Below are 17604 nucleotides of genomic sequence, written 5' to 3'. Positions count from 1 at the left end.
GGAGCAATCGTGATGTCCCCTTCACCTGCACTGCATGCCCCCACCCTGCAAAGCTTCATCGCCGGTCGCTGGATCGGCCAACACGGCGCGCAGGTCCTGCGCAGCGCCATCGACGGCCATGAAATCGCCCGCACCCACGAAGAGCGTCCGGACTTCTCCGAAGCCATCGAGCACGGCCGTCGCCAGGGCATCAGCGGCTTGATGGCGCTGGACTTCCAGCAGCGCGCCCAGCGTCTCAAGGCCCTGGCCCTGTACCTGAGCGAGCGCAAGGAACAGCTCTACGCGATTTCCCACCACAGCGGCGCGACCCGCGCCGACAGCTGGATCGACATCGAAGGCGGCAACAGCACGCTGTTCACCTACGCCAGCCTCGGCTCCCGCGAGCTGCCGTCGGGCAACATCGTCCACGAAGGCCCGGCCATGCAGCTGAGCAAAATGGGCACCTTCGCCGGCACGCACATTCTGGTGCCCCGTGGCGGCCTGGCGGTGCACATCAACGCGTTCAACTTCCCGATCTGGGGCATGCTGGAAAAGTTCGCCCCGAGCTTCCTCGCCGGCATGCCGTGCATCGTCAAGCCGGCCAGCGCCACCAGCTACCTGACCGAAGCCGTGGTGCGCCTGATGGACGAATCCGGCCTGCTGCCGGCGGGCAGCCTGCAACTGATAATCGGCAGCACCGGCGACCTGCTCGACCGCCTGCAAGGCCAGGACGTGGTGACCTTCACCGGTTCCGCCGACACTGCGGCCAAGCTGCGGGTCAACCCGAACCTGATCCGCAATTCGGTGCCGTTCAATGCCGAAGCCGACTCCCTGAACTGCGCGATCCTCGCCCCGGACGTAACCCCGGACGACGAAGAGTTCGAGCTGTTCATCAAGGAAGTCGCCCGGGAAATGACCACCAAGGCCGGGCAGAAATGCACCGCCATCCGCCGCGCCATCGTCCCGGCCAAGCACATTGATGCCGTGGCTACGCGCCTGCGTGATCGCCTGGCCAAAGTGGTGGTCGGCGACCCGTCGGTGGAAGGCGTACGCATGGGCGCACTGGCGTCTCACGATCAGCAGAAAGACGTGGCTGAGCGTCTGGAAAGCCTGTTGCAGAGCAGCGATATGCTGTTTGGTGCCCGCGACGGTTTCGAACCCCGTGGTGAAAACGTCGACAAGGGCGCGTTCTTCGCCCCGACCCTGTTGCAGGCCCGCGACCCCCATGCCGAGGGCGGCGCCCACGATATCGAAGCGTTCGGTCCGGTCAGCACGCTGATGGCCTACGACGATCTCGACGAAGCATTGGCCCTGGCCGCGCGCGGCAAAGGCAGCCTGGTGGCCAGTCTGGTGACCAAGGATCCGCAAATCGCCGCCAAGGCCATCCCGGTCGCGGCTGCCTGGCACGGCCGCTTGCTGGTACTGGATCGCCACTCTGCCGACGAATCCACCGGTCACGGCTCGCCGCTGCCACAACTCAAGCACGGCGGCCCGGGGCGTGCCGGTGGCGGTGAAGAACTCGGCGGCCTGCGCGCGGTGAAACACTACCTGCAACGCGCGGCGGTACAAGGTTCGCCGACCATGCTGGCGGCGGTCACCGGCGAGTACGTGCGCGGGGCCAAGGTCATCGAAACCGACGTGCATCCGTTCCGTCGCCATTTCCAGGACCTGCAGATCGGCGAGTCGCTGCTGACCCACCGCCGCACCGTCACCGAAGCAGATCTGGTGAACTTCGGCTGCCTGTCGGGCGACCACTTCTACATGCACTTCGACGAGATCGCAGCCAAGGAATCGCAGTTCGGCAAGCGCATCGCCCACGGTTACTTCGTGCTTTCGGCGGCGGCCGGGCTGTTTGTTTCCCCCGCGCCGGGGCCGGTACTGGCCAACTATGGCCTGGACACCTTGCGCTTCATCAACCCGGTGGGCATCGGCGACACCATCCAGGCGCGCCTGACTTGCAAACGCAAGATCGACCAGGGCAAGAAGAGCCCGCAGGGCATCCCGCAAGGGGTGGTGGCGTGGGATGTGGAAGTGACCAACCAGCTGGGTGAACTGGTGGCCAGTTATGACATTCTGACCCTGGTGGTCAAACGCGAAGACTGATCTGGATTCCTGGTTGACCACAAATCTCGTGGTCAACCAGCAACCCCTGTAGGAGCGAGCCTGCTCGCGATGGAGGTCAACGATAACGCGGGCAGTCTGACTGAACGCGCTGTCTGGACGTTCTTCGCGAGCAGGCTCGCTCCTACAGGGGGTGAGGTGATTCAGGCGTCAATTGGCGTAGGACATTTCTGTTTTTCCTAGGCTTCGGTCATGCCCGTTGTCCCTCATCCACAACCCACCGTCCCCGTTTTGCTGATATTCATTGCGCAGGTCCTAGGACATTTCCGGGCAAGGTCTTCGGAGATTTCCTTCGAATTGCGGCGATCCGCATGAACTGGTTTGAAAGGTGCTCAATCGATAGTCTTTGGTGGTCACTGAATTTCAGTGGCGGGGTGTAGGAACCTCCAGTTTCCCTAGTACCACGTTGGCGCCAATTACCTGGTTTGCGGCCGTTGAAATGCGTCCGTAAGATCAGCTGCGGCGGCTATGTACGGGCACGCTTCGGCGTGGTCGAGGTGCTAGGGACTCGATATTCCTACCCCGTACATGGCTGCCACCCTAGCCCGTAGGAAGGCTTTCGGTAGCTTCGATTTTCCTTTCCTAGAGTTAGAAAGCATGAAAACCATTCATCCCGATCCACCCTACGAAAAACCAACCCCACACCCCAACAATCGCTTCATGGCACTCACCAGCAATTGCAGTGAAATGCCCACCCTCTTCGTCGACACCCACGCACCGCTCGACATCCTGATGGACGCCGCCAACTACCGAATTCGCGCCGTCACCCAAGTGCTGGAAAACCTGTCCATGCGCGGCTCGATCGAGTGCGAATCCTTCATCCTCAGCGACTTTTCTTTGCTCTGCGCCATCCCGTTGCGCGATGGCTGTGATGTGCTGGATGTGGTCGGGCGACGGTTGCGGGCACGCTGACCAACCCTGTAGGAGCGAGCCTGCTCGCGATGGAGGCCAACGATAACGCGGGCGGTCTGACAGAACGCGTCGTCTGGACGTTCTTCGCGAGCAAGCCCGCTCCCACATTTGATTTGTGCCGAGCTGAAATTCTCAGTGCCTGCGCAACCACTCGATAAACAGCGCAAACAACTCCGACTGCGAACCCACCTCCAGTTTCAGGTACAGGTTCTTGCGGTGCATGCGCACGGTTTCCGGTGAGATGTTCATCTGGCTGGCCGTGGATTTCACCGAATGCCCGCGCAACACCATATGCGCCACTTGCCGCTCACGTTCAGTGAGCAAGTCGCTGCCGAAATGCTCGAACGCCGACTGCACCCGGTGCTTGAGATCATCGCGCATGCCCTGGTCTTTATCGCACTGGATCTCGCGACTGCGCAGCATGCCCCGTTGACTGAATTCGCTGATGAATTCGCGCACCAGCGGTTCCACGGCGCGCAGCAGATTCAGCTGCTCGACGCTCAGGCATTCACCGCCGAAACCCTGATAGAGGCTGACGGAAATCTTCGTGTCATTGCCGATATCGACAATGTAGTAGCTGTCTTCCGAGCAGCCCGCCTTCAGGTAATAGGATTTGTAGTAGTCACTGTCGAAGAAGTTGTCCGGGGCAATTTCCTCAAGGTGATAGAAGCCTTGCGCCAACCCCTGCTCCACCGCCAGGCAGAACGGGTCGAGCAAATAACCCCCGGCAAAATAGCGCTCCAGAATCGAGACCTGATACTCCTGCGCAATCCCGCGCTGATGCAGCAACTGGGGCGCGCGATCCTTACGCTCCAGGCTGATCATCATCGACTCGACGGACACCAGTTGCGCCAACGCCGACGCCAGGTGTTGCAAGGCGTCAGGCTCATCGATACGGGCGAATGCCTCGCGCATTCCCCCATGCCATTTGTGCAATGCCCCGAAGGGCACCGCGATCAGCGTATCGTCGTCTGGTTTGCTCATGCCCCGCAGTCTAGCGGCTGGACACGCCCTTGGTAACAGCCTGACTGACGAAATCATTGGCCCGCGTACTGTCCGCTCGCTTCAAGCTCGGCGGCCACTTCCAGAATGCATGTGCGCAAGGTCTCGACGATTTCATCGACCTGGGCAGACGTCAGGATCAACGGTGGCGACATGACATTGAGGTGCATGATCGGCCGCACCAGCAAGCCCCGGGCCTGGGCCCGCACGTGGATTTTCTCGCCGATGTTGATCTCGTCGGGGAATAGCGCCTTGGTGCGTTTATCGGCGACGAACTCCACGCAGGCCATGAGTTTCTGGCAGCGCACATCCCCCACCAGCGGCAAGTCTCGCAGGGTTGCCAGGCGCTCCTCCAGATAAGCCCCAACCGTGTCGACATGGGCCAGCAGGTTTTCCCGCTCGATGATTTCGATGTTCTTCAGCGCCGCCGTGCAGCACACCGGATGCCCGCTGTAGGTGAAGCCGTGGGTGAAGCAGCGGCCCTTGCCCGGCTCGGCGATGACTTTCCAGATGCGCTCGGAAAAGATGCACGCGCCCAGCGGCAGGTAGGCCGAGGTCAGGCCCTTGGCAGTGGTGATGATGTCGGGCTGCACGTCGAACACCTCATAAGAGGCAAAGAACTTGCCGAGGCGCCCGAACGAAGTGACCACTTCGTCGGCGACGAACAGGATGTCGTAGCGCTGGCAGACGTCCCACATGCGTTTGAGATAGCCCCGGGGCGGAATGATCACCCCGCCGGAGCCCATGATCGGCTCGGCGAAAAAACCGGCAACCTTGTCCGCGCCAATCGAGAGGATCTTGTCTTCGAATTCCTTGACCAGGAACTCGAGGAACTGCGCCTCGTCCATGCCATCGGGCGCGCGGTACGGATTCGGGTTGGAGACGTGGTGGATCAGCGGGTTGGCGTAGTCGAACTCCGGCACGCGGTCGGCGGCCTTGTTGCCGATCGACATGGTTAGCGTGGTAGAGCCGTGATAGGCGTTGAACCGCGCGATGACGTGCTTCTTCTCGGGTTTGCCTCGGCAGTTCTGGTAGTACTGGATCAGCCGGTACGCGGTGTCCACGGCGGTGGAGCCGCCGGTGGTCAGGAACACATGGTCGAGGTCGCCGGGGGCCAGGCTGGCGAGTTTTTCGCACAGCTCGATGGCGACGTTGTTCGACATGTCGGAAAACGGATTCGAATAGGCCAGCTGACGCACCTGGTCGGCGATGGCCTCGGCCATTTCCTCACGACCCAGGCCGATGTTGGTGCACCACATGCCGCCCACCGCATCGAGAAAGCGGTTGCCCTGAGTGTCGTAGATGTAGGCGCCGTTGCCTGCGACGATGTTCAGCGAACCCTGTTCGGCGTGTTCGTCGAACACGTGATAGCCGTGCATATGGTGAGCCTTGTCGGCCTTGACCAGCCGGGACTCGTCCGCAGGGGAAAAAACGGTGCGTGTTGGCGTCGCCATAAATAAACCTCTAACCGAATTGACTAACGTTCGAACAAATCAGATGCCGCTTTTTACGGTGCTCCAGACCCGAGTAATCGCCCGCATGTCCTTGGCGTCCTGGGTCTTCTGCGGAAACAGCCGCTCGCGAGTTTGCGCGTCGGGGTAAATCGCCGGGTTGTTACGCACATCGGCGCTCAACAACGGCGTGGCCGCGGCGTTGCTGTTGGCGTAATTGATGAAGTCGCTCACGTCCGCCATCACCTGCGGCTGCATCAGGTACTCGAGAAACTTGTGGGCATTGGCGACGTGGGGCGCGTCGGCCGGGATGTACAGGTTGTCGAACCAGATCAGCGAGCCTTCCTTGGGGATGAAGTAGGCCAGGTCGATCTTCTTCTTGGCTTCTGCGGCGCGGGCCATGGCGGTGGCGTAGTCGCCGGACCAGGTCATGGCCATGCACACATCGCCATTGGGCAGGCTGGTCAGGTAATTGACCGAGTCGAACTTGCGGATGTACGGCCGCACGGACAACAGCAAGTCCTGGGCGGCTTTCAGATCTTCCGGTGCGGCGCTTCTCGGATCACGACCCAGGTACTTCAGGGCCATGGGAATGACTTCGGTCGGGGCATCGAGCAGGGTCACGCCGCAGTCGGCGAAGCGCGAGACGATCTTCGGATCGAAGATCATCGCCAGCGAGCCGATCGGCGCGTCGGGCATGCGTTCCTTGATCTTGTCGACGTTGTAGGTGACGCCGTTGCTACCCCAGGTATAAGGCGCCGAGTACGTGGTGCCCGGATCGTACCCTTGCAGATCCTCCAGGACTTTCGGGTCCAGGTTGGTCCAGCCCGGCAGCAGTTTCTTGTCCAGCGGCTGGAACACCTTGGCCTTGATCAGCGGTGGCGCCAGGGACGCGTTCAACACGATCAGGTCATAACCGGAGTGGCCGGTGAGCAATTTGGCCTGCACCGTTTCGTAGGCATCGAAGGTGTCGTAGATGACTTTGATGCCGGTGGCCTTTTCGAAGTCGGCCACGGTTTTTTCACCGATGTAATCCGCCCAGTTGTACAACCGCAGCGTATGGCTGTCGTCCACTTGAGCGGCGTAGGCATTCAATGTCAGCGGTACAACAAACAGACTGGAAATCACCTTAAGCAGCGTCTTGCCCATAGCAAATGCACCTTATAGCGAGTTCGGCTCTGGATGAGCGGATGCCCCCACTATTGGTGGATTCGCCGGGCGCGGCCATACCCCGAATGGGTGTGTGTCGCTTTTTGGGCATACCGGCATGGCAAAAAGCGGCAGTGCAGTTGACCCGTTTTGCCATAGATCCGGGGTTTGTCCGGCGCTTAAAGTGGCAGCCCTGAACCGACCCTGCAGAGCCTGCGATGACCGACCTGATCAAACACGAGCAACGCGACGGCGTGTTGACGCTGACCATCGACCGCCCGGACAAGCTCAATGCGCTGAACAACGCCATGTACACGCAACTGGCCGAGCTGTTGCTGGCCGCCGACGAAGACCCGCAGACCGGCGTGATCATCATCACCGGTGGCCCGGCGTGCTTTACCAGCGGCAATGACCTGGTGGATTTCCTCCAGCACCCGCCGACTCATCTGGACGCCCCGGCGTTCCACCTGATGAAGGTCGTCACGCGCCTGCAAAAACCGCTGATCGCGGCAGTCTGCGGTGCGGCCATCGGTATTGGCACCACATTGCTGCTGCATTGCGATCAAGTACTGGTCACCCGCAACGCCAAGCTGCGCATGCCGTTCGTCAACATCGGCCTGTGCCCCGAATTTGGCGCCAGCCTGTTGCTGCCACGCCGGCTCGGCCATGCCCGTGCCGCGAGCCTGCTCCTGTTGGGCAACGGCCTGGACGGCAACGAAGCGGTGGCCTGGGGCCTGGCCAACGAAGCCTTCGATGACGGCGAACAATGCCTGGCGGCGGCGACAAAAATCGCCCAGCGCTTTCTGGCCATGCCCCAGCAAGCCTTGCGCCAGTCCCGGCTGCTGATGAAACAGGCTTCCCTGGCCGAACTGGAAGCCACCCTGCGCGAAGAAAACACGCTGTTCATTCAGCGCCTGAATACCGACGAGGCGAAAACCGCCTTGAACGCCCTGCTCAATCGCAGTACAGATAAGAATCCACCGAAAGGAAACCAGCCATGAACACTCCAGAAATCTACGTCGTCAGCGCCGCCCGTACCGCCATCGGTACCTTCGGTGGTTCGCTCAAGGACGTGCCGCTGGCCGACCTCGCGACCACCGCCGTGAAAGCCGCCCTGGAGCGAGCCGCCGTGGACCCGGCGCTCGTTGGCCATCTGGTGATGGGCAACGTGATCCCGACCGAAACCCGCGATGCGTACATCTCCCGCGTCGCGGCGATGAACGCCGGCATCCCGAAGGAAACCCCGGCCTACAACGTCAACCGCCTCTGCGGTTCGGGCCTGCAAGCGATCATCAACGCCGCCCAGACCCTGATGCTCGGCGATGCCGACATCGTCGTCGGTGCCGGTGCCGAATCCATGAGCCGTGGCCCGTACCTGATGCCGGCCGCCCGTTGGGGTTCGCGCATGGGCAACGCCCAAGTCATCGACTACATGCTCGGCATCCTGCATGACCCCTTCCATGGTATCCACATGGGCATCACCGCCGAGAACGTCGCCGCGCGCAACGGCATCACCCGCGAAATGCAGGACGCCCTGGCTTTCGAAGACCAGCAACGCGCGGCCCACGCGATTGCCAACGGCTACTTCAGCGAGCAGATCGCGACCGTGGAGATCCAGGATCGCAAAGGCGTCAAACTGTTCAGCGTCGACGAACATCCGCGCGCCACGTCCCTGGAACAGCTGGCAGCAATGAAGCCGGCGTTCAAGAAGGACGGTTCGGTCACCGCCGGCAATGCCTCGGGCCTGAACGACGGTGCCGCCGCACTGGTCATGGCCAGTGGCAACGCGGTCCAGGCCAATAACCTGAAACCCCTCGCCCGCCTGGTCAGCTACGCCCACGCCGGCGTCGAACCGGAATTCATGGGCCTGGGCCCGATTCCGGCCACCCGCCTGGCGCTCAAGCGCGCCGGCCTGACCGTCGCCGACCTGGACGTAATCGAAGCCAACATCGCCTTCGCCGCCCAGGCCTGCGCCGTCAGCCAGGAACTGGACCTCGACCCGGCCAAGGTCAACCCGAACGGATCGGGTATCGCCCTGGGCCACCCGGTGGGCGCGACCGGCGCAATCATCGCCACCAAGGCCATCCACGAACTGCACCGCACCGGCGGCCGTTACGCGCTGGTGACCATGTGCATCGGTGGTGGCCAGGGGATTGCGGCGATTTTCGAGCGCGTCTAAGCAATAGCTGTAAAAAAGGCCGGTGATCGCGCAGATCACCGGCCTTTTTCATTCCCGTAAACCAATAGCGAATCCCTGTGGGAGCGAGCTTGCTCCGAGCGGCGTTCCGACGATTGCGGCGTGTCAGGCACCGTCATTGTTGACTGGACGGCCGCTATCGCGAGCAAGCTCGCTCCCACAGGGGTTCTCTAGCGCAAATAAAATCCCATTCTCGCCGAACAAACCACCTGACGACTGGCAGCAAAAACCATTTGCCACAAAATATTACATTCGTCATATTATGATCATCATAATTAACCGCCGCACCCACAGGTAATCCTCCATGACCAGCATGCCCACCGTTGAACCCGACCTGGCTGCCCCGGTGACTGCCGCCAAACCTCCCCTGCTCAAACGCCTGCTGTTGCCCACCGTGGCAATCGCGGCGCTGGTACTGGCCGGTGTGTATGGCGCGCATTGGTGGAGCGCTGGGCGTTTTATCGAAGAAACCGATGACGCCTATATTGGTGGCGACGTAACGGTGATCGGGCCAAAAGTGGCGGGCTACATCGATGAAGTGCTGGTGGCCGACAACCAGAAGGTCAAGGCCGGCGACGTGCTGATCCGTCTCGATTCCCGCGACTACCGCGCCCACCTGGCCAAGGCCGAAGGCGCAGTGGCCGCCCAGCAGGCCCTGCTTGCCAACCTCGACGCCACCGAGCAACTGCAACAGGCCGTCATCGGCCAGGCCCGTGCCGGCATCGACGCCGCCGGTGCCGAAGCCGTCCGTTCGCGGGATGACGATGCCCGCTACAAAAAACTGGTGATCACCAACGCCGTCTCGGTTGAAAGTGCCCAGCGGGCCAATACCACGTTCAAGACGGCCCAAGCCCAAAGCAACCGCGCCCAGGCTGAATTGCTGGCCGCACAACGCCAGTTGAATGTGATCGACACCCAGAAACAACAAGCCCGGGCCGCCTTGATCCAGGCCAAGGCTGAGCGCGACCTGGCGCAATTGAATGTCGACTACACCGAACTGAAGGCACCGGTTGACGGTGTGATCGGCAATCGCCGGGCACGGGTCGGCGCCTATGCCCAGGCTGGCTCGCAATTGCTCTCGGTGGTGCCGACCAGCGGTCTGTGGGTCGATGCCAACTTCAAGGAAGACCAACTGGCGCACATGGTGCCGGGGCAACGGGTGGTGATCCGTGCCGACGTGCTGTCGGGGCAGGAATTCCACGGTCACCTGGACAGCCTCGCCCCCGCCAGCGGTTCGCAATTCAGCGTATTGCCGCCGGAAAACGCTACCGGCAACTTCACCAAGATCGTGCAGCGGGTGCCGGTGCGGATTCACCTCGACCCGGCCGACAGTGTGCTCGGCCACTTGCGTCCGGGGTTGTCGGTCACCGCTGAAGTGGACACGCGCAAGGAACCTCAAGCGCCAGCCGTGGCCAGCGCGCCATGAGCCGTGCCCTCGCCGCCCCGGCGCAACCGTTCAATGCCGCGAACATAGCGACGGCGACCAAGGTTTTCGCCTTCGCCAGCATGTGCATCGGCATGTTCATTGCCCTGCTGGACATCCAGATTGTCTCGGCTTCGTTGCGTGACATCGGCGGCGGGCTTTCCGCCGGCACCGACGAAACCGCGTGGGTACAAACCAGCTACCTGATCGCCGAAATCATCGTGATCCCGCTCTCCGGTTGGCTGTCGCGGGTGTTCTCGACGCGCTGGCTGTTCTGCGCATCGGCGGTGGGTTTCACCCTGGCCAGCCTGCTGTGCGGCATAGCCTGGAACATCCAGAGCATGATCGCCTTCCGCGCCCTGCAAGGGTTTCTGGGCGGTTCGATGATCCCGCTGGTGTTCACCACGGCCTTCGTGTTCTTCACCGGCAAACAACGGGTGATCGCCGCCGCGACCATCGGCGCAGTGGCGTCCCTGGCACCGACCCTGGGGCCGGTGATCGGTGGCTGGATCACCGACATATCGTCCTGGCACTGGCTGTTCTACATCAACCTGGTCCCCGGCATCTTCGTCGCCGTGGCCGTGCCGATGCTGGTAAAAATCGACCAGCCGGAACTGTCGCTGCTCAAAGGCGCGGATTACTTGAGCATGGTGTTTTTGGCGCTGTTCCTCGGCTGCCTGGAATACACCCTCGAAGAAGGCCCGCGCTGGAACTGGTTCAGTGACCGCACGATCCTGACCACCGCGTGGATCAGTGGCCTGGCCGGGCTGGCGTTCATCGGCCGGACCTTGCATGTGGCCAACCCGATTGTCGATCTGCGCGCCTTGAAGGACCGCAATTTCGCCCTCGGTTGTTTCTTCTCGTTCGTCACCGGCATCGGCCTGTTCGCCACCATTTACCTGACGCCGCTATTCCTCGGTCGGGTGCGTGGCTACGGAGCGCTGGACATTGGTCTGGCGGTTTTCTCCACCGGAGTGTTCCAGATCATGGCGATTCCGCTGTATGCCTTTCTGGCCAATCGCGTCGACCTGCGCTGGATCATGATGTTCGGTCTTGGGCTGTTCGCCTTGTCGATGTGGGATTTCAGCCCGATCACCCATGACTGGGGGGCCAAGGAGTTGATGCTGCCGCAAGCCTTGCGCGGGATTGCCCAGCAATTGGCGGTGCCGCCGGCGGTGACCTTGACCCTCGGCGGCCTGGCGCCGGCACGGCTCAAGCATGCGTCAGGGTTGTTCAACCTGATGCGCAACCTGGGCGGGGCTATCGGCATTGCAGCGTGCGCGACCATCCTCAACGACCGCACCAACCTGCATTTCACCCGGTTGGCGGAGAACCTCAACAGCACCAACGAGGCGCTCAACCAATGGCTGTCCCAAGTCGGCAACAACTTCGCCGCCCTCGGCCAGAGCGGTGACGCCGGGGTCACCGCCAGCCTGCATCAACTATGGTTGCTGACCTACCGCGAAGCCCAGACGCAAACCTATGGCGACGCGTTCTTGATGATCATGGTCTGCTTCATTATCGCCACGGCGATGGTGCCTTTGATGCGCAAGGTACAACCACCGGCCGCGCCGAGTGCCGATGCTCATTGAGGCTTGTTCGGGTCAGGCCTGAGGCATTTTGCGAAAACCTACGGCCAGACGGTTCCAGCTGTTGATGGTGCTGATGGCCACGGTCAGGTCGACCATTTCCTTGGGCGTGAACTGGGCGCTGACCATTTCGTAGTCTTCATCCGGAGCGTGGGTCAGGCTGAGCTGGGTCAGGGATTCGGTCCAGAGCAGCGCAGCGCGTTCGCGCTCGGTAAAGAACGGTGCTTCGCGCCAGGCTGTCACGGCGAACAGACGGCGCGGGGTTTCACCGCCCTTGATCGCATCAGCTGTGTGCATGTCGATGCAGAAGGCGCAGCCGTTGATTTGCGAGGCACGCAGTTTGACCAGTTCGATCAGGTTTTTTTCCAGCGGCAGTTTCGAAACGGCGGTTTCCAAAGCGATCATCGCTTTGAGGGCGTCAGGGGACGCGGTGTAGAAATCGATACGAGGTTGCATGGGGTGCTCCAGGGCAGGTGGGTGTGTGACTACGTTAGTCCCGCAGCCCGTTTACACAAATAGCCAATATCTCAAAAGTCGAGGAGGCCACTGACGGTGCCTTCCTGGTTGTCGGTGGAGGCGCGGGTGTGATGGGTTTCACTCTTCACTTTTGGTGAGTTTATTGCCGTCATCGCGAGCAAGCTCGCTCCCACATTTGATCGCATTCCCCTGTGGGAGCGAGCCTGCTCCGGGCGGCGATCCGACGATCCGCGCAGCGGCCATTCACACCCGACTGCGCAACCATCGCAGGAAGCCCTTTTTCTCCACCGCCACCGGTAGGTCCTGAGTCAGGGATTTCGCTTTTTGCAGTCGATAATCGAGCAAGGCCTGCATTGCATCGTTGATATCGTGACGGGCATCCAGGCACGGCTTGAGGTATGACTTTTCGATGCGGTACAGGCCACTGAATGTCTTGGCGGTAAACTGCGCAGGCAGCGCGCTGTCGGTGAGAATACCTGCCTCGCCGAACACCTCCCCCGGCCCCATGCGGCCGGATTCAAATGGCGCTCCATGACGCATCAAGGTCACCGAGATCACGCCGGATTCGATAATGAACAAGTGATCGCTGACCTGCCCCGCTTCCAGGATCACCTCCCCGGCGCGAAAGGTTTGCAGGGTCATGTTCTGGCTGAAGGTGTCTTTCTCTTCCTGGCGCAAGGTTGAGAAAATCGGCGAGCTGTCGAGCAACGCGCGTTTGCGAGTCGAGTTGACCGGCGGACTGGGCTCCACGCTCGACAACAAACTGACCCCGGATGCCTGCAAGTGCCGATAGGCCAGATCGTACAGCTGGTTGCGCACTGAACGTTTCTCGTCCATCGACGCGACAAAGCCGCTGATTTCGTAGACCACTCCGGTGTTGCTGGCGGTTTTCAGGCCGACGCTTGGCGACGGAGTATCGAGCAACGCACGACAACCTTGAATGGCCCGCTCCAAAGCATCGATCACCGTGTTCGGCCGCGCGTGGGGGCTCACTTCCAGCGAGACGGAGATGCCGAACATATCGCTCGGCCGACTGAAATTGATGATCTTGGCCTTGGCTGCCAGGGAGTTGGGAATCACCGCCATGCAACCCTGGGAGGTCTGCAGGCGCGTGGCACGCCAGTCGATGTCGGTGACCCGGCCCTCCATGCCATCGATGGAGATGTAATCATCGAGTTGATAGGGCTTGGTGGTGTTCAGGACGATCCCGGAAAACACGTCACTGAGGGTACTTTGCAAGGCCAGCCCGACGATGATCGCCAACGCACCGGACGTCGCCAGCACGCCCTTGACCGGCAGATCGAGCACATAGGCCAGGGCGGCAATCACCGCGATCAGGAAAATCACCGCACCGAGCAGATCCTGAAGCAATCGCCCGGTGTGCCCGACCCGTTGCATCATCACCGCGCCGATCAGCACGGTCAGGGTCCGCGCGCCGAACAACCACCAGCCGATCTGCAAACCGGTGGCCGCCAGATGCAAGGGTACGTTGTCAGCCCAGGGCGGCGGCTCCATCGGGTTCAGGCCTTCGTTGAACAACAGCAGGCTGAACAACGAAAAAATCACCACCCGTACCAATAGCCGCCAGGCGCTGCCAAGTGCACTGAGCAAGTACCACAACCCAAGATCGATCAGGATCAGCGCCATCGCGCAAATCAGCGGGTGTTCGGTGAGCAATGACAGCATCAAGCAACTCCAGCCAGGGCCAATAACGCGAAGATCGCATGGATTGGCCTCAGTGTAGGAGCATTTGATTTGGCGGGATGAACCCCCTCCCAAAAACACCACAAAACCAATGTGGGAGCGGGCTTGCTCGCGAAAGCGGTATAACAGTCAACACATAGGTTGAAAGTTAAGCAGCCTTCGCGAGCAAGCCCGCTCCCACAGGGGGGATGAGTGATGCCGAAGTTACTTGCTGTTGGCCAGTGTGCTGTAGCTGGTCATCAGGTTGCGGTAATCCGGAATATGGTTGGAGAACAGCGTACCCAATCCTTCGATGTCGTTGCGCCAGTCGCGGTGCAGTTCACAGGCCAGGCCGAACCAGGTCATCAGTTGCGCGCCCTGAGCGGTCATACGGTGCCACGCCGATTCGCGGGTCAGTTCGTTGAAGGTGCCGGACGCGTCGGTGACCACGAACACGTCAAAACCTTCGGCCAGCGCCGAAAGCGCCGGGAACGCCACGCACACCTCCGTCACCACACCGGCGATGATCAGTTGTTTCTTGCCAGTTGCCTTGATCGCCTTGACGAAATCTTCGTTGTCCCAGGCGTTGATCTGGCCCGGGCGAGCGATGTACGGCGCATCCGGAAAGAGTGCCTTGAGTTCGGGCACCAGCGGTCCGTTGGGACCGGTTTCGAAACTGGTGGTGAGGATGGTCGGCAGCTTGAAGTACTTGGCCAGGTCAGCCAGCGCCAGCACGTTGTTCTTGAATCGATCCGGATCGATGTCGCGCACCAGAGACAGCAGGCCCGCCTGATGATCAACCATCAAAACCGCGGCGTTGTCCTTGTCCAGACGCTTGTAGGAAGAAGTCATTGCAGTAGTCCTCGCATGTTATCGATGCCGATTGGAAATCGGCGTGGGGTAACCGGTTAGCGCTGGGAGTCCAGCGCTTCGTGTTCGTTCGCCACTTGCTGGGCCTTGAGGTAGCTCTCGATCAGCAACTGATAATGCGGCATGGCCTGGGCGTAGACAGCGGCCCACTGCTCGGCGTCCGGGCGGTTCCACGAGCCTTGCAGCTCAGAGAGCGTAGCCATGATGTCGATCGGCACCACCCCGGCCTGGGCCAGACGGGCAACGGTCAGATCAGTGGCCAGTTTCGAGTGGTTGCCGGAGGCGTCGACCACGGCAAACACCTTGTAGCCCTCATGCACGGCGGCGATGGATGGGAACGCCAGGCACACGCTGGTCAAGGTGCCGGCGATCACCAGGGTTTTCTTGCCGGTGGCTTTGACCGCCGCGTGAAACTCCGGGTTGTCCCAGGCGTTGATTTCACCTTTGCGCGCCACGTACTGCGCATGGGGCGCGGCCTCGTGGATTTCCGGGATCAACGGCCCGTTCGGCCCCTGGGGAACGGAAGCGGTGGTGATCACCGGCATCTTGAGCAGGGTCGCAGCCTTGGCCAGGGCAATGGCGTTGGCGCGCAATTGGGGCACGTCCATGTCCTTGACGATCTGGAACAGCCCGCTCTGGTGATCGATCAACAGCATTGCGCTGTCGTTGGGGTCGATGGTCGGTTTCTGGCCGTTGAAGTTGGCCGCGTAGGCAGTGTTCATGTGCGTTTCCTCTTTCTTTTGGGCAACAGCCATCCCTGGCCTGAAAACCGGCCTACTCATCCTGTGTAGAGTCGGGTGTTAAAGCGCTGCGAATTAAGCGTGCATCCGGCCGAAGCGACCGGACTGGAAGTCGGCGAAGGCCTGGTGGATTTCTTGCTCGGTGTTCATCACGAACGGCCCGTGGCCGACGATCGGCTCGTCTATCGGTTCGCCGCTGAGCAACAGCACCACCGCGTCTTCGCTGGCTTCGAGGCTCAGCTGATCGCCCTTGCGGTCGAACAGGGCCAATTGCCCCTGGCGCACCGATTCCAGGCCGTTGACCTGAACCGTGCCACGCAAAACCACCAGGGCGGTATTGCGTCCTTCATGCAGGTCAAGGGTGAGCAACTTGCCGGCATTCAAACGAATGTCCCACACGTCGACTGGGGTGAAGGTGCGCGCCGGGCCTTTGTGACCATCGAACTCGCCGGCGATCAGGCGCAGGCTGCCGGCGTTGTCCTTCAAGGGGATGGTCGGGATGTCACGGTCGAGAATCGTCTGGTAGCCGGGGTCGGCCATTTTGTCCCTGGCCGGCAGGTTGACCCACAGTTGCACCATCTCCAGGGTGCCGCCGCTCTTGGCGAAACCTTCGGAGTGAAACTCTTCATGCAGGATCCCCGAGGCTGCGGTCATCCATTGCACATCGCCAGGGCCGATCTTGCCGCCACTGCCGGTGGAGTCCCGGTGCTCCAGTTCGCCCTTGTAAACGATAGTCACGGTTTCGAAGCCACGATGAGGATGCCGACCAACGCCGCGTCGCTCGCTGGTCGGCGTGAATTCAGCGGGGCCGGCATGATCCAGCATCAGGAACGGGCTGATGTGTTTGCCCAGGTTGTCGTAGGAAAACAGCGTGCGAACCGGAAAACCGTCGCCAACCCAATGGGTCCGTGGACTGGTGTAGATACCGATGATGTTTTTCATGGTGTCTCCTGGTGAGGTGAGTGAAGCCATGGACAAAGCTTAAAACCGTGACCTTTGCTGCGCTAGACTGCAAAAATCAGCTTTAGCGTTCTATTTGGAGAACGATGGTGGAAGACCTCAACACCCTCTACTACTTCACCCAAGTGGTGGAGCATCACGGTTTCGCCGCGGCCGGCCGGGCACTGGACATGCCCAAGTCCAAGCTCAGCCGACGCATTGCCGAGCTTGAAGAACGCCTCGGCGTGCGCCTGCTGCACCGCACCAGCCGGCATTGCTCCTTGACGGAAATCGGCCAGGCCTATTACCAGCGCTGCCTGGCCATGCGGGTGGAGGCGGAAAGCGCCGCCGAACTGATCGAACGCAATCGCTCCGAGCCTCAGGGCTTGGTGCGTGTCAGTTGCCCGACGGCGCTGCTCAATTCCTGGGTCGGGCCGATGCTGACCCGCTACATGCTCAAGTACCCGCTGGTGGAGTTGTTCATCGAGAGCACCAACCGCCGGGTCGACTTGATCCATGAGGGCTTCGACATTGCCCTGCGGGTACGTTTCCCCCCGCTGGAAAACACCGACATGGTGATGAAGGTGCTGGGCAACAGCACCCAGAGCGTGGTCGGCAGCCCGGCCTTTTTATCGCGCCTGTCGACACCGGCTTCCCCGGCCGACCTCAGCGGTTTGCCGAGCCTGCACTGGGGCGCGGCGCAGCGCGAATATCAGTGGGAACTGTTCGGGGCCGATGGCAGCACCGCGATGATCCGGCATGCACCGCGGATGGTTACCGATGACCTGTTGGCGTTGCGCCATGCCGCGGTCGCCGGGATCGGCATCGTGCACCTGCCCAGCGTGGTGGTGCGCGATGAAATCGCTGCCGGGCAACTGGTGGAACTGGTGCCGGGCTGGGCACCGAAAAGCGGTGTCATCCATGCGATCTTCCCCTCGCGTCGGGGCCTGCTGCCTTCGGTGCGCACGTTGATCGATTTTCTTGGGGAAGAATTCAGCCGCAGTGATATTGCTTAAGGGTGGGGTAAGGCTTTGGACCGAGTGATGGCTATCGCGAGCAAGCTCGCTCCCAC

The 17604-nt window shown here is 61.3% G+C and carries 15 protein-coding genes; 7 read left to right on the top strand and 8 right to left on the bottom strand.

All coding sequences use genetic code 11. From position 1 onward, the window contains the following. Positions 1-12 precede the first annotated feature (12 nt). Positions 13-2082 carry a phenylacetic acid degradation bifunctional protein PaaZ gene (gene paaZ / locus AC1RP7_RS11850; protein WP_493180699.1) on the top strand — a complete coding sequence of 690 codons (2070 nt, stop codon included), beginning with the start codon at positions 13-15 and terminating at the stop codon, positions 2080-2082. A gap of 615 nt (positions 2083-2697) precedes the next feature. Beyond that, entirely contained in the window at positions 2698-3012 is a 315-nt protein-coding gene (locus AC1RP7_RS11845; protein ID WP_218498089.1) for a hypothetical protein, read from the top strand. Between the two features lie 132 nt (positions 3013-3144). Here the strand turns inward: AC1RP7_RS11845 and AC1RP7_RS11840 are convergent, their stop codons facing one another. From AC1RP7_RS11840 to AC1RP7_RS11830, 3 genes are read right to left on the bottom strand one after another with little or no spacing between them, the layout of a single operon-like run. Next, positions 3145-4053 (bottom strand): LuxR C-terminal-related transcriptional regulator, encoded by a 909-nt coding sequence (locus AC1RP7_RS11840; RefSeq protein ID WP_349735402.1) that lies wholly within the window; start codon positions 4051-4053, stop codon positions 3145-3147. Then, positions 4050-5468: an aminotransferase gene (locus tag AC1RP7_RS11835; RefSeq protein WP_150814181.1), complete on the bottom strand. Its 1419-nt coding sequence runs from the start codon at positions 5466-5468 to the stop codon at positions 4050-4052. Before AC1RP7_RS11835 ends, AC1RP7_RS11840 begins: the two co-directional genes overlap by 4 nt. A gap of 39 nt (positions 5469-5507) precedes the next feature. Further along, positions 5508-6614, bottom strand: coding sequence for a polyamine ABC transporter substrate-binding protein (locus tag AC1RP7_RS11830; RefSeq protein ID WP_349735398.1), 1107 nt, complete (start codon positions 6612-6614; stop codon positions 5508-5510). A gap of 218 nt (positions 6615-6832) precedes the next feature. Between AC1RP7_RS11830 and AC1RP7_RS11825 the strand changes: the two genes are divergently transcribed. The 4 genes from AC1RP7_RS11825 (at position 6833) to AC1RP7_RS11810 (ending at position 11826) form a co-directional block, all read left to right on the top strand. Then, positions 6833-7615, top strand: a complete 783-nt coding sequence (locus AC1RP7_RS11825; RefSeq protein ID WP_340316011.1) for an enoyl-CoA hydratase-related protein — start codon at positions 6833-6835, stop codon at positions 7613-7615. Then, entirely contained in the window at positions 7612-8793 is a 1182-nt protein-coding gene (locus AC1RP7_RS11820) for an acetyl-CoA C-acyltransferase family protein (RefSeq protein WP_057713967.1), read from the top strand. Before AC1RP7_RS11825 ends, AC1RP7_RS11820 begins: the two co-directional genes overlap by 4 nt. 322 nt (positions 8794-9115) lie before the next feature. Then, positions 9116-10237: an HlyD family secretion protein gene (locus AC1RP7_RS11815; RefSeq protein WP_493180698.1), complete on the top strand. Its 1122-nt coding sequence runs from the start codon at positions 9116-9118 to the stop codon at positions 10235-10237. Beyond that, on the top strand, positions 10234-11826 hold the full coding sequence (locus AC1RP7_RS11810; protein ID WP_493180697.1) for a DHA2 family efflux MFS transporter permease subunit: 1593 nt from the start codon (positions 10234-10236) through the stop codon (positions 11824-11826). The genes AC1RP7_RS11815 and AC1RP7_RS11810 overlap by 4 nt, the downstream gene beginning before the upstream one ends. A 12-nt stretch (positions 11827-11838) precedes the next feature. On the opposite strand, the gene AC1RP7_RS11805 is transcribed toward AC1RP7_RS11810, so the two are convergent. From AC1RP7_RS11805 to AC1RP7_RS11785, 5 genes are all read right to left on the bottom strand, one after another. Then, positions 11839-12279: a carboxymuconolactone decarboxylase family protein gene (locus AC1RP7_RS11805; protein ID WP_057713964.1), complete on the bottom strand. Its 441-nt coding sequence runs from the start codon at positions 12277-12279 to the stop codon at positions 11839-11841. Positions 12280-12543: 264 nt separating this feature from the next. Continuing rightward, positions 12544-13986: a mechanosensitive ion channel domain-containing protein gene (locus tag AC1RP7_RS11800; RefSeq protein ID WP_493180696.1), complete on the bottom strand. Its 1443-nt coding sequence runs from the start codon at positions 13984-13986 to the stop codon at positions 12544-12546. Between the two features lie 222 nt (positions 13987-14208). Beyond that, positions 14209-14835 carry an isochorismate family cysteine hydrolase YcaC gene (gene ycaC, locus AC1RP7_RS11795; protein WP_057713962.1) on the bottom strand — a complete coding sequence of 209 codons (627 nt, stop codon included), beginning with the start codon at positions 14833-14835 and terminating at the stop codon, positions 14209-14211. Positions 14836-14891: 56 nt separating this feature from the next. Next, positions 14892-15575 carry an isochorismatase family protein gene (locus AC1RP7_RS11790; protein WP_090456879.1) on the bottom strand — a complete coding sequence of 228 codons (684 nt, stop codon included), beginning with the start codon at positions 15573-15575 and terminating at the stop codon, positions 14892-14894. Between the two features lie 93 nt (positions 15576-15668). Next, the gene (locus tag AC1RP7_RS11785; protein WP_493180695.1) at positions 15669-16535 is read right to left on the bottom strand and encodes a pirin family protein; all 867 of its coding nucleotides are present in this window, start codon (positions 16533-16535) and stop codon (positions 15669-15671) included. A 104-nt stretch (positions 16536-16639) separates the two neighbouring features. Between AC1RP7_RS11785 and AC1RP7_RS11780 the strand changes: the two genes are divergently transcribed. Beyond that, positions 16640-17548 carry a LysR family transcriptional regulator gene (locus AC1RP7_RS11780; RefSeq protein WP_057713960.1) on the top strand — a complete coding sequence of 303 codons (909 nt, stop codon included), beginning with the start codon at positions 16640-16642 and terminating at the stop codon, positions 17546-17548. Positions 17549-17604 lie beyond the last annotated feature (56 nt).

The organism is Pseudomonas sp. GW822-FHT01E03 (assembly GCF_058802985.1).
The sequence above is the reverse complement of the archived record's forward strand: the minus strand, read 5'-3'. Positions and strand labels throughout refer to the sequence as shown.

Bases quoted from the DNA above. Each gene is read 5' to 3' on its own strand.
- paaZ (WP_493180699.1), top strand. From the start codon at position 13: ATGTCCCCTTCACCTGCACTGCATGCCCCCACCCTGCAAAGCTTCATC.
- AC1RP7_RS11845 (WP_218498089.1), top strand. From the start codon at position 2,698: ATGAAAACCATTCATCCCGATCCACCCTACGAAAAACCAACCCCACAC.
- AC1RP7_RS11840 (WP_349735402.1), bottom strand. From the start codon at position 4,053: ATGATTTCGTCAGTCAGGCTGTTACCAAGGGCGTGTCCAGCCGCTAGA.
- AC1RP7_RS11835 (WP_150814181.1), bottom strand. From the start codon at position 5,468: ATGGCGACGCCAACACGCACCGTTTTTTCCCCTGCGGACGAGTCCCGG.
- AC1RP7_RS11830 (WP_349735398.1), bottom strand. From the start codon at position 6,614: ATGGGCAAGACGCTGCTTAAGGTGATTTCCAGTCTGTTTGTTGTACCG.
- AC1RP7_RS11825 (WP_340316011.1), top strand. From the start codon at position 6,833: ATGACCGACCTGATCAAACACGAGCAACGCGACGGCGTGTTGACGCTG.
- AC1RP7_RS11820 (WP_057713967.1), top strand. From the start codon at position 7,612: ATGAACACTCCAGAAATCTACGTCGTCAGCGCCGCCCGTACCGCCATC.
- AC1RP7_RS11815 (WP_493180698.1), top strand. From the start codon at position 9,116: ATGACCAGCATGCCCACCGTTGAACCCGACCTGGCTGCCCCGGTGACT.
- AC1RP7_RS11810 (WP_493180697.1), top strand. From the start codon at position 10,234: ATGAGCCGTGCCCTCGCCGCCCCGGCGCAACCGTTCAATGCCGCGAAC.
- AC1RP7_RS11805 (WP_057713964.1), bottom strand. From the start codon at position 12,279: ATGCAACCTCGTATCGATTTCTACACCGCGTCCCCTGACGCCCTCAAA.
- AC1RP7_RS11800 (WP_493180696.1), bottom strand. From the start codon at position 13,986: ATGCTGTCATTGCTCACCGAACACCCGCTGATTTGCGCGATGGCGCTG.
- ycaC (WP_057713962.1), bottom strand. From the start codon at position 14,835: ATGACTTCTTCCTACAAGCGTCTGGACAAGGACAACGCCGCGGTTTTG.
- AC1RP7_RS11790 (WP_090456879.1), bottom strand. From the start codon at position 15,575: ATGAACACTGCCTACGCGGCCAACTTCAACGGCCAGAAACCGACCATC.
- AC1RP7_RS11785 (WP_493180695.1), bottom strand. From the start codon at position 16,535: ATGAAAAACATCATCGGTATCTACACCAGTCCACGGACCCATTGGGTT.
- AC1RP7_RS11780 (WP_057713960.1), top strand. From the start codon at position 16,640: ATGGTGGAAGACCTCAACACCCTCTACTACTTCACCCAAGTGGTGGAG.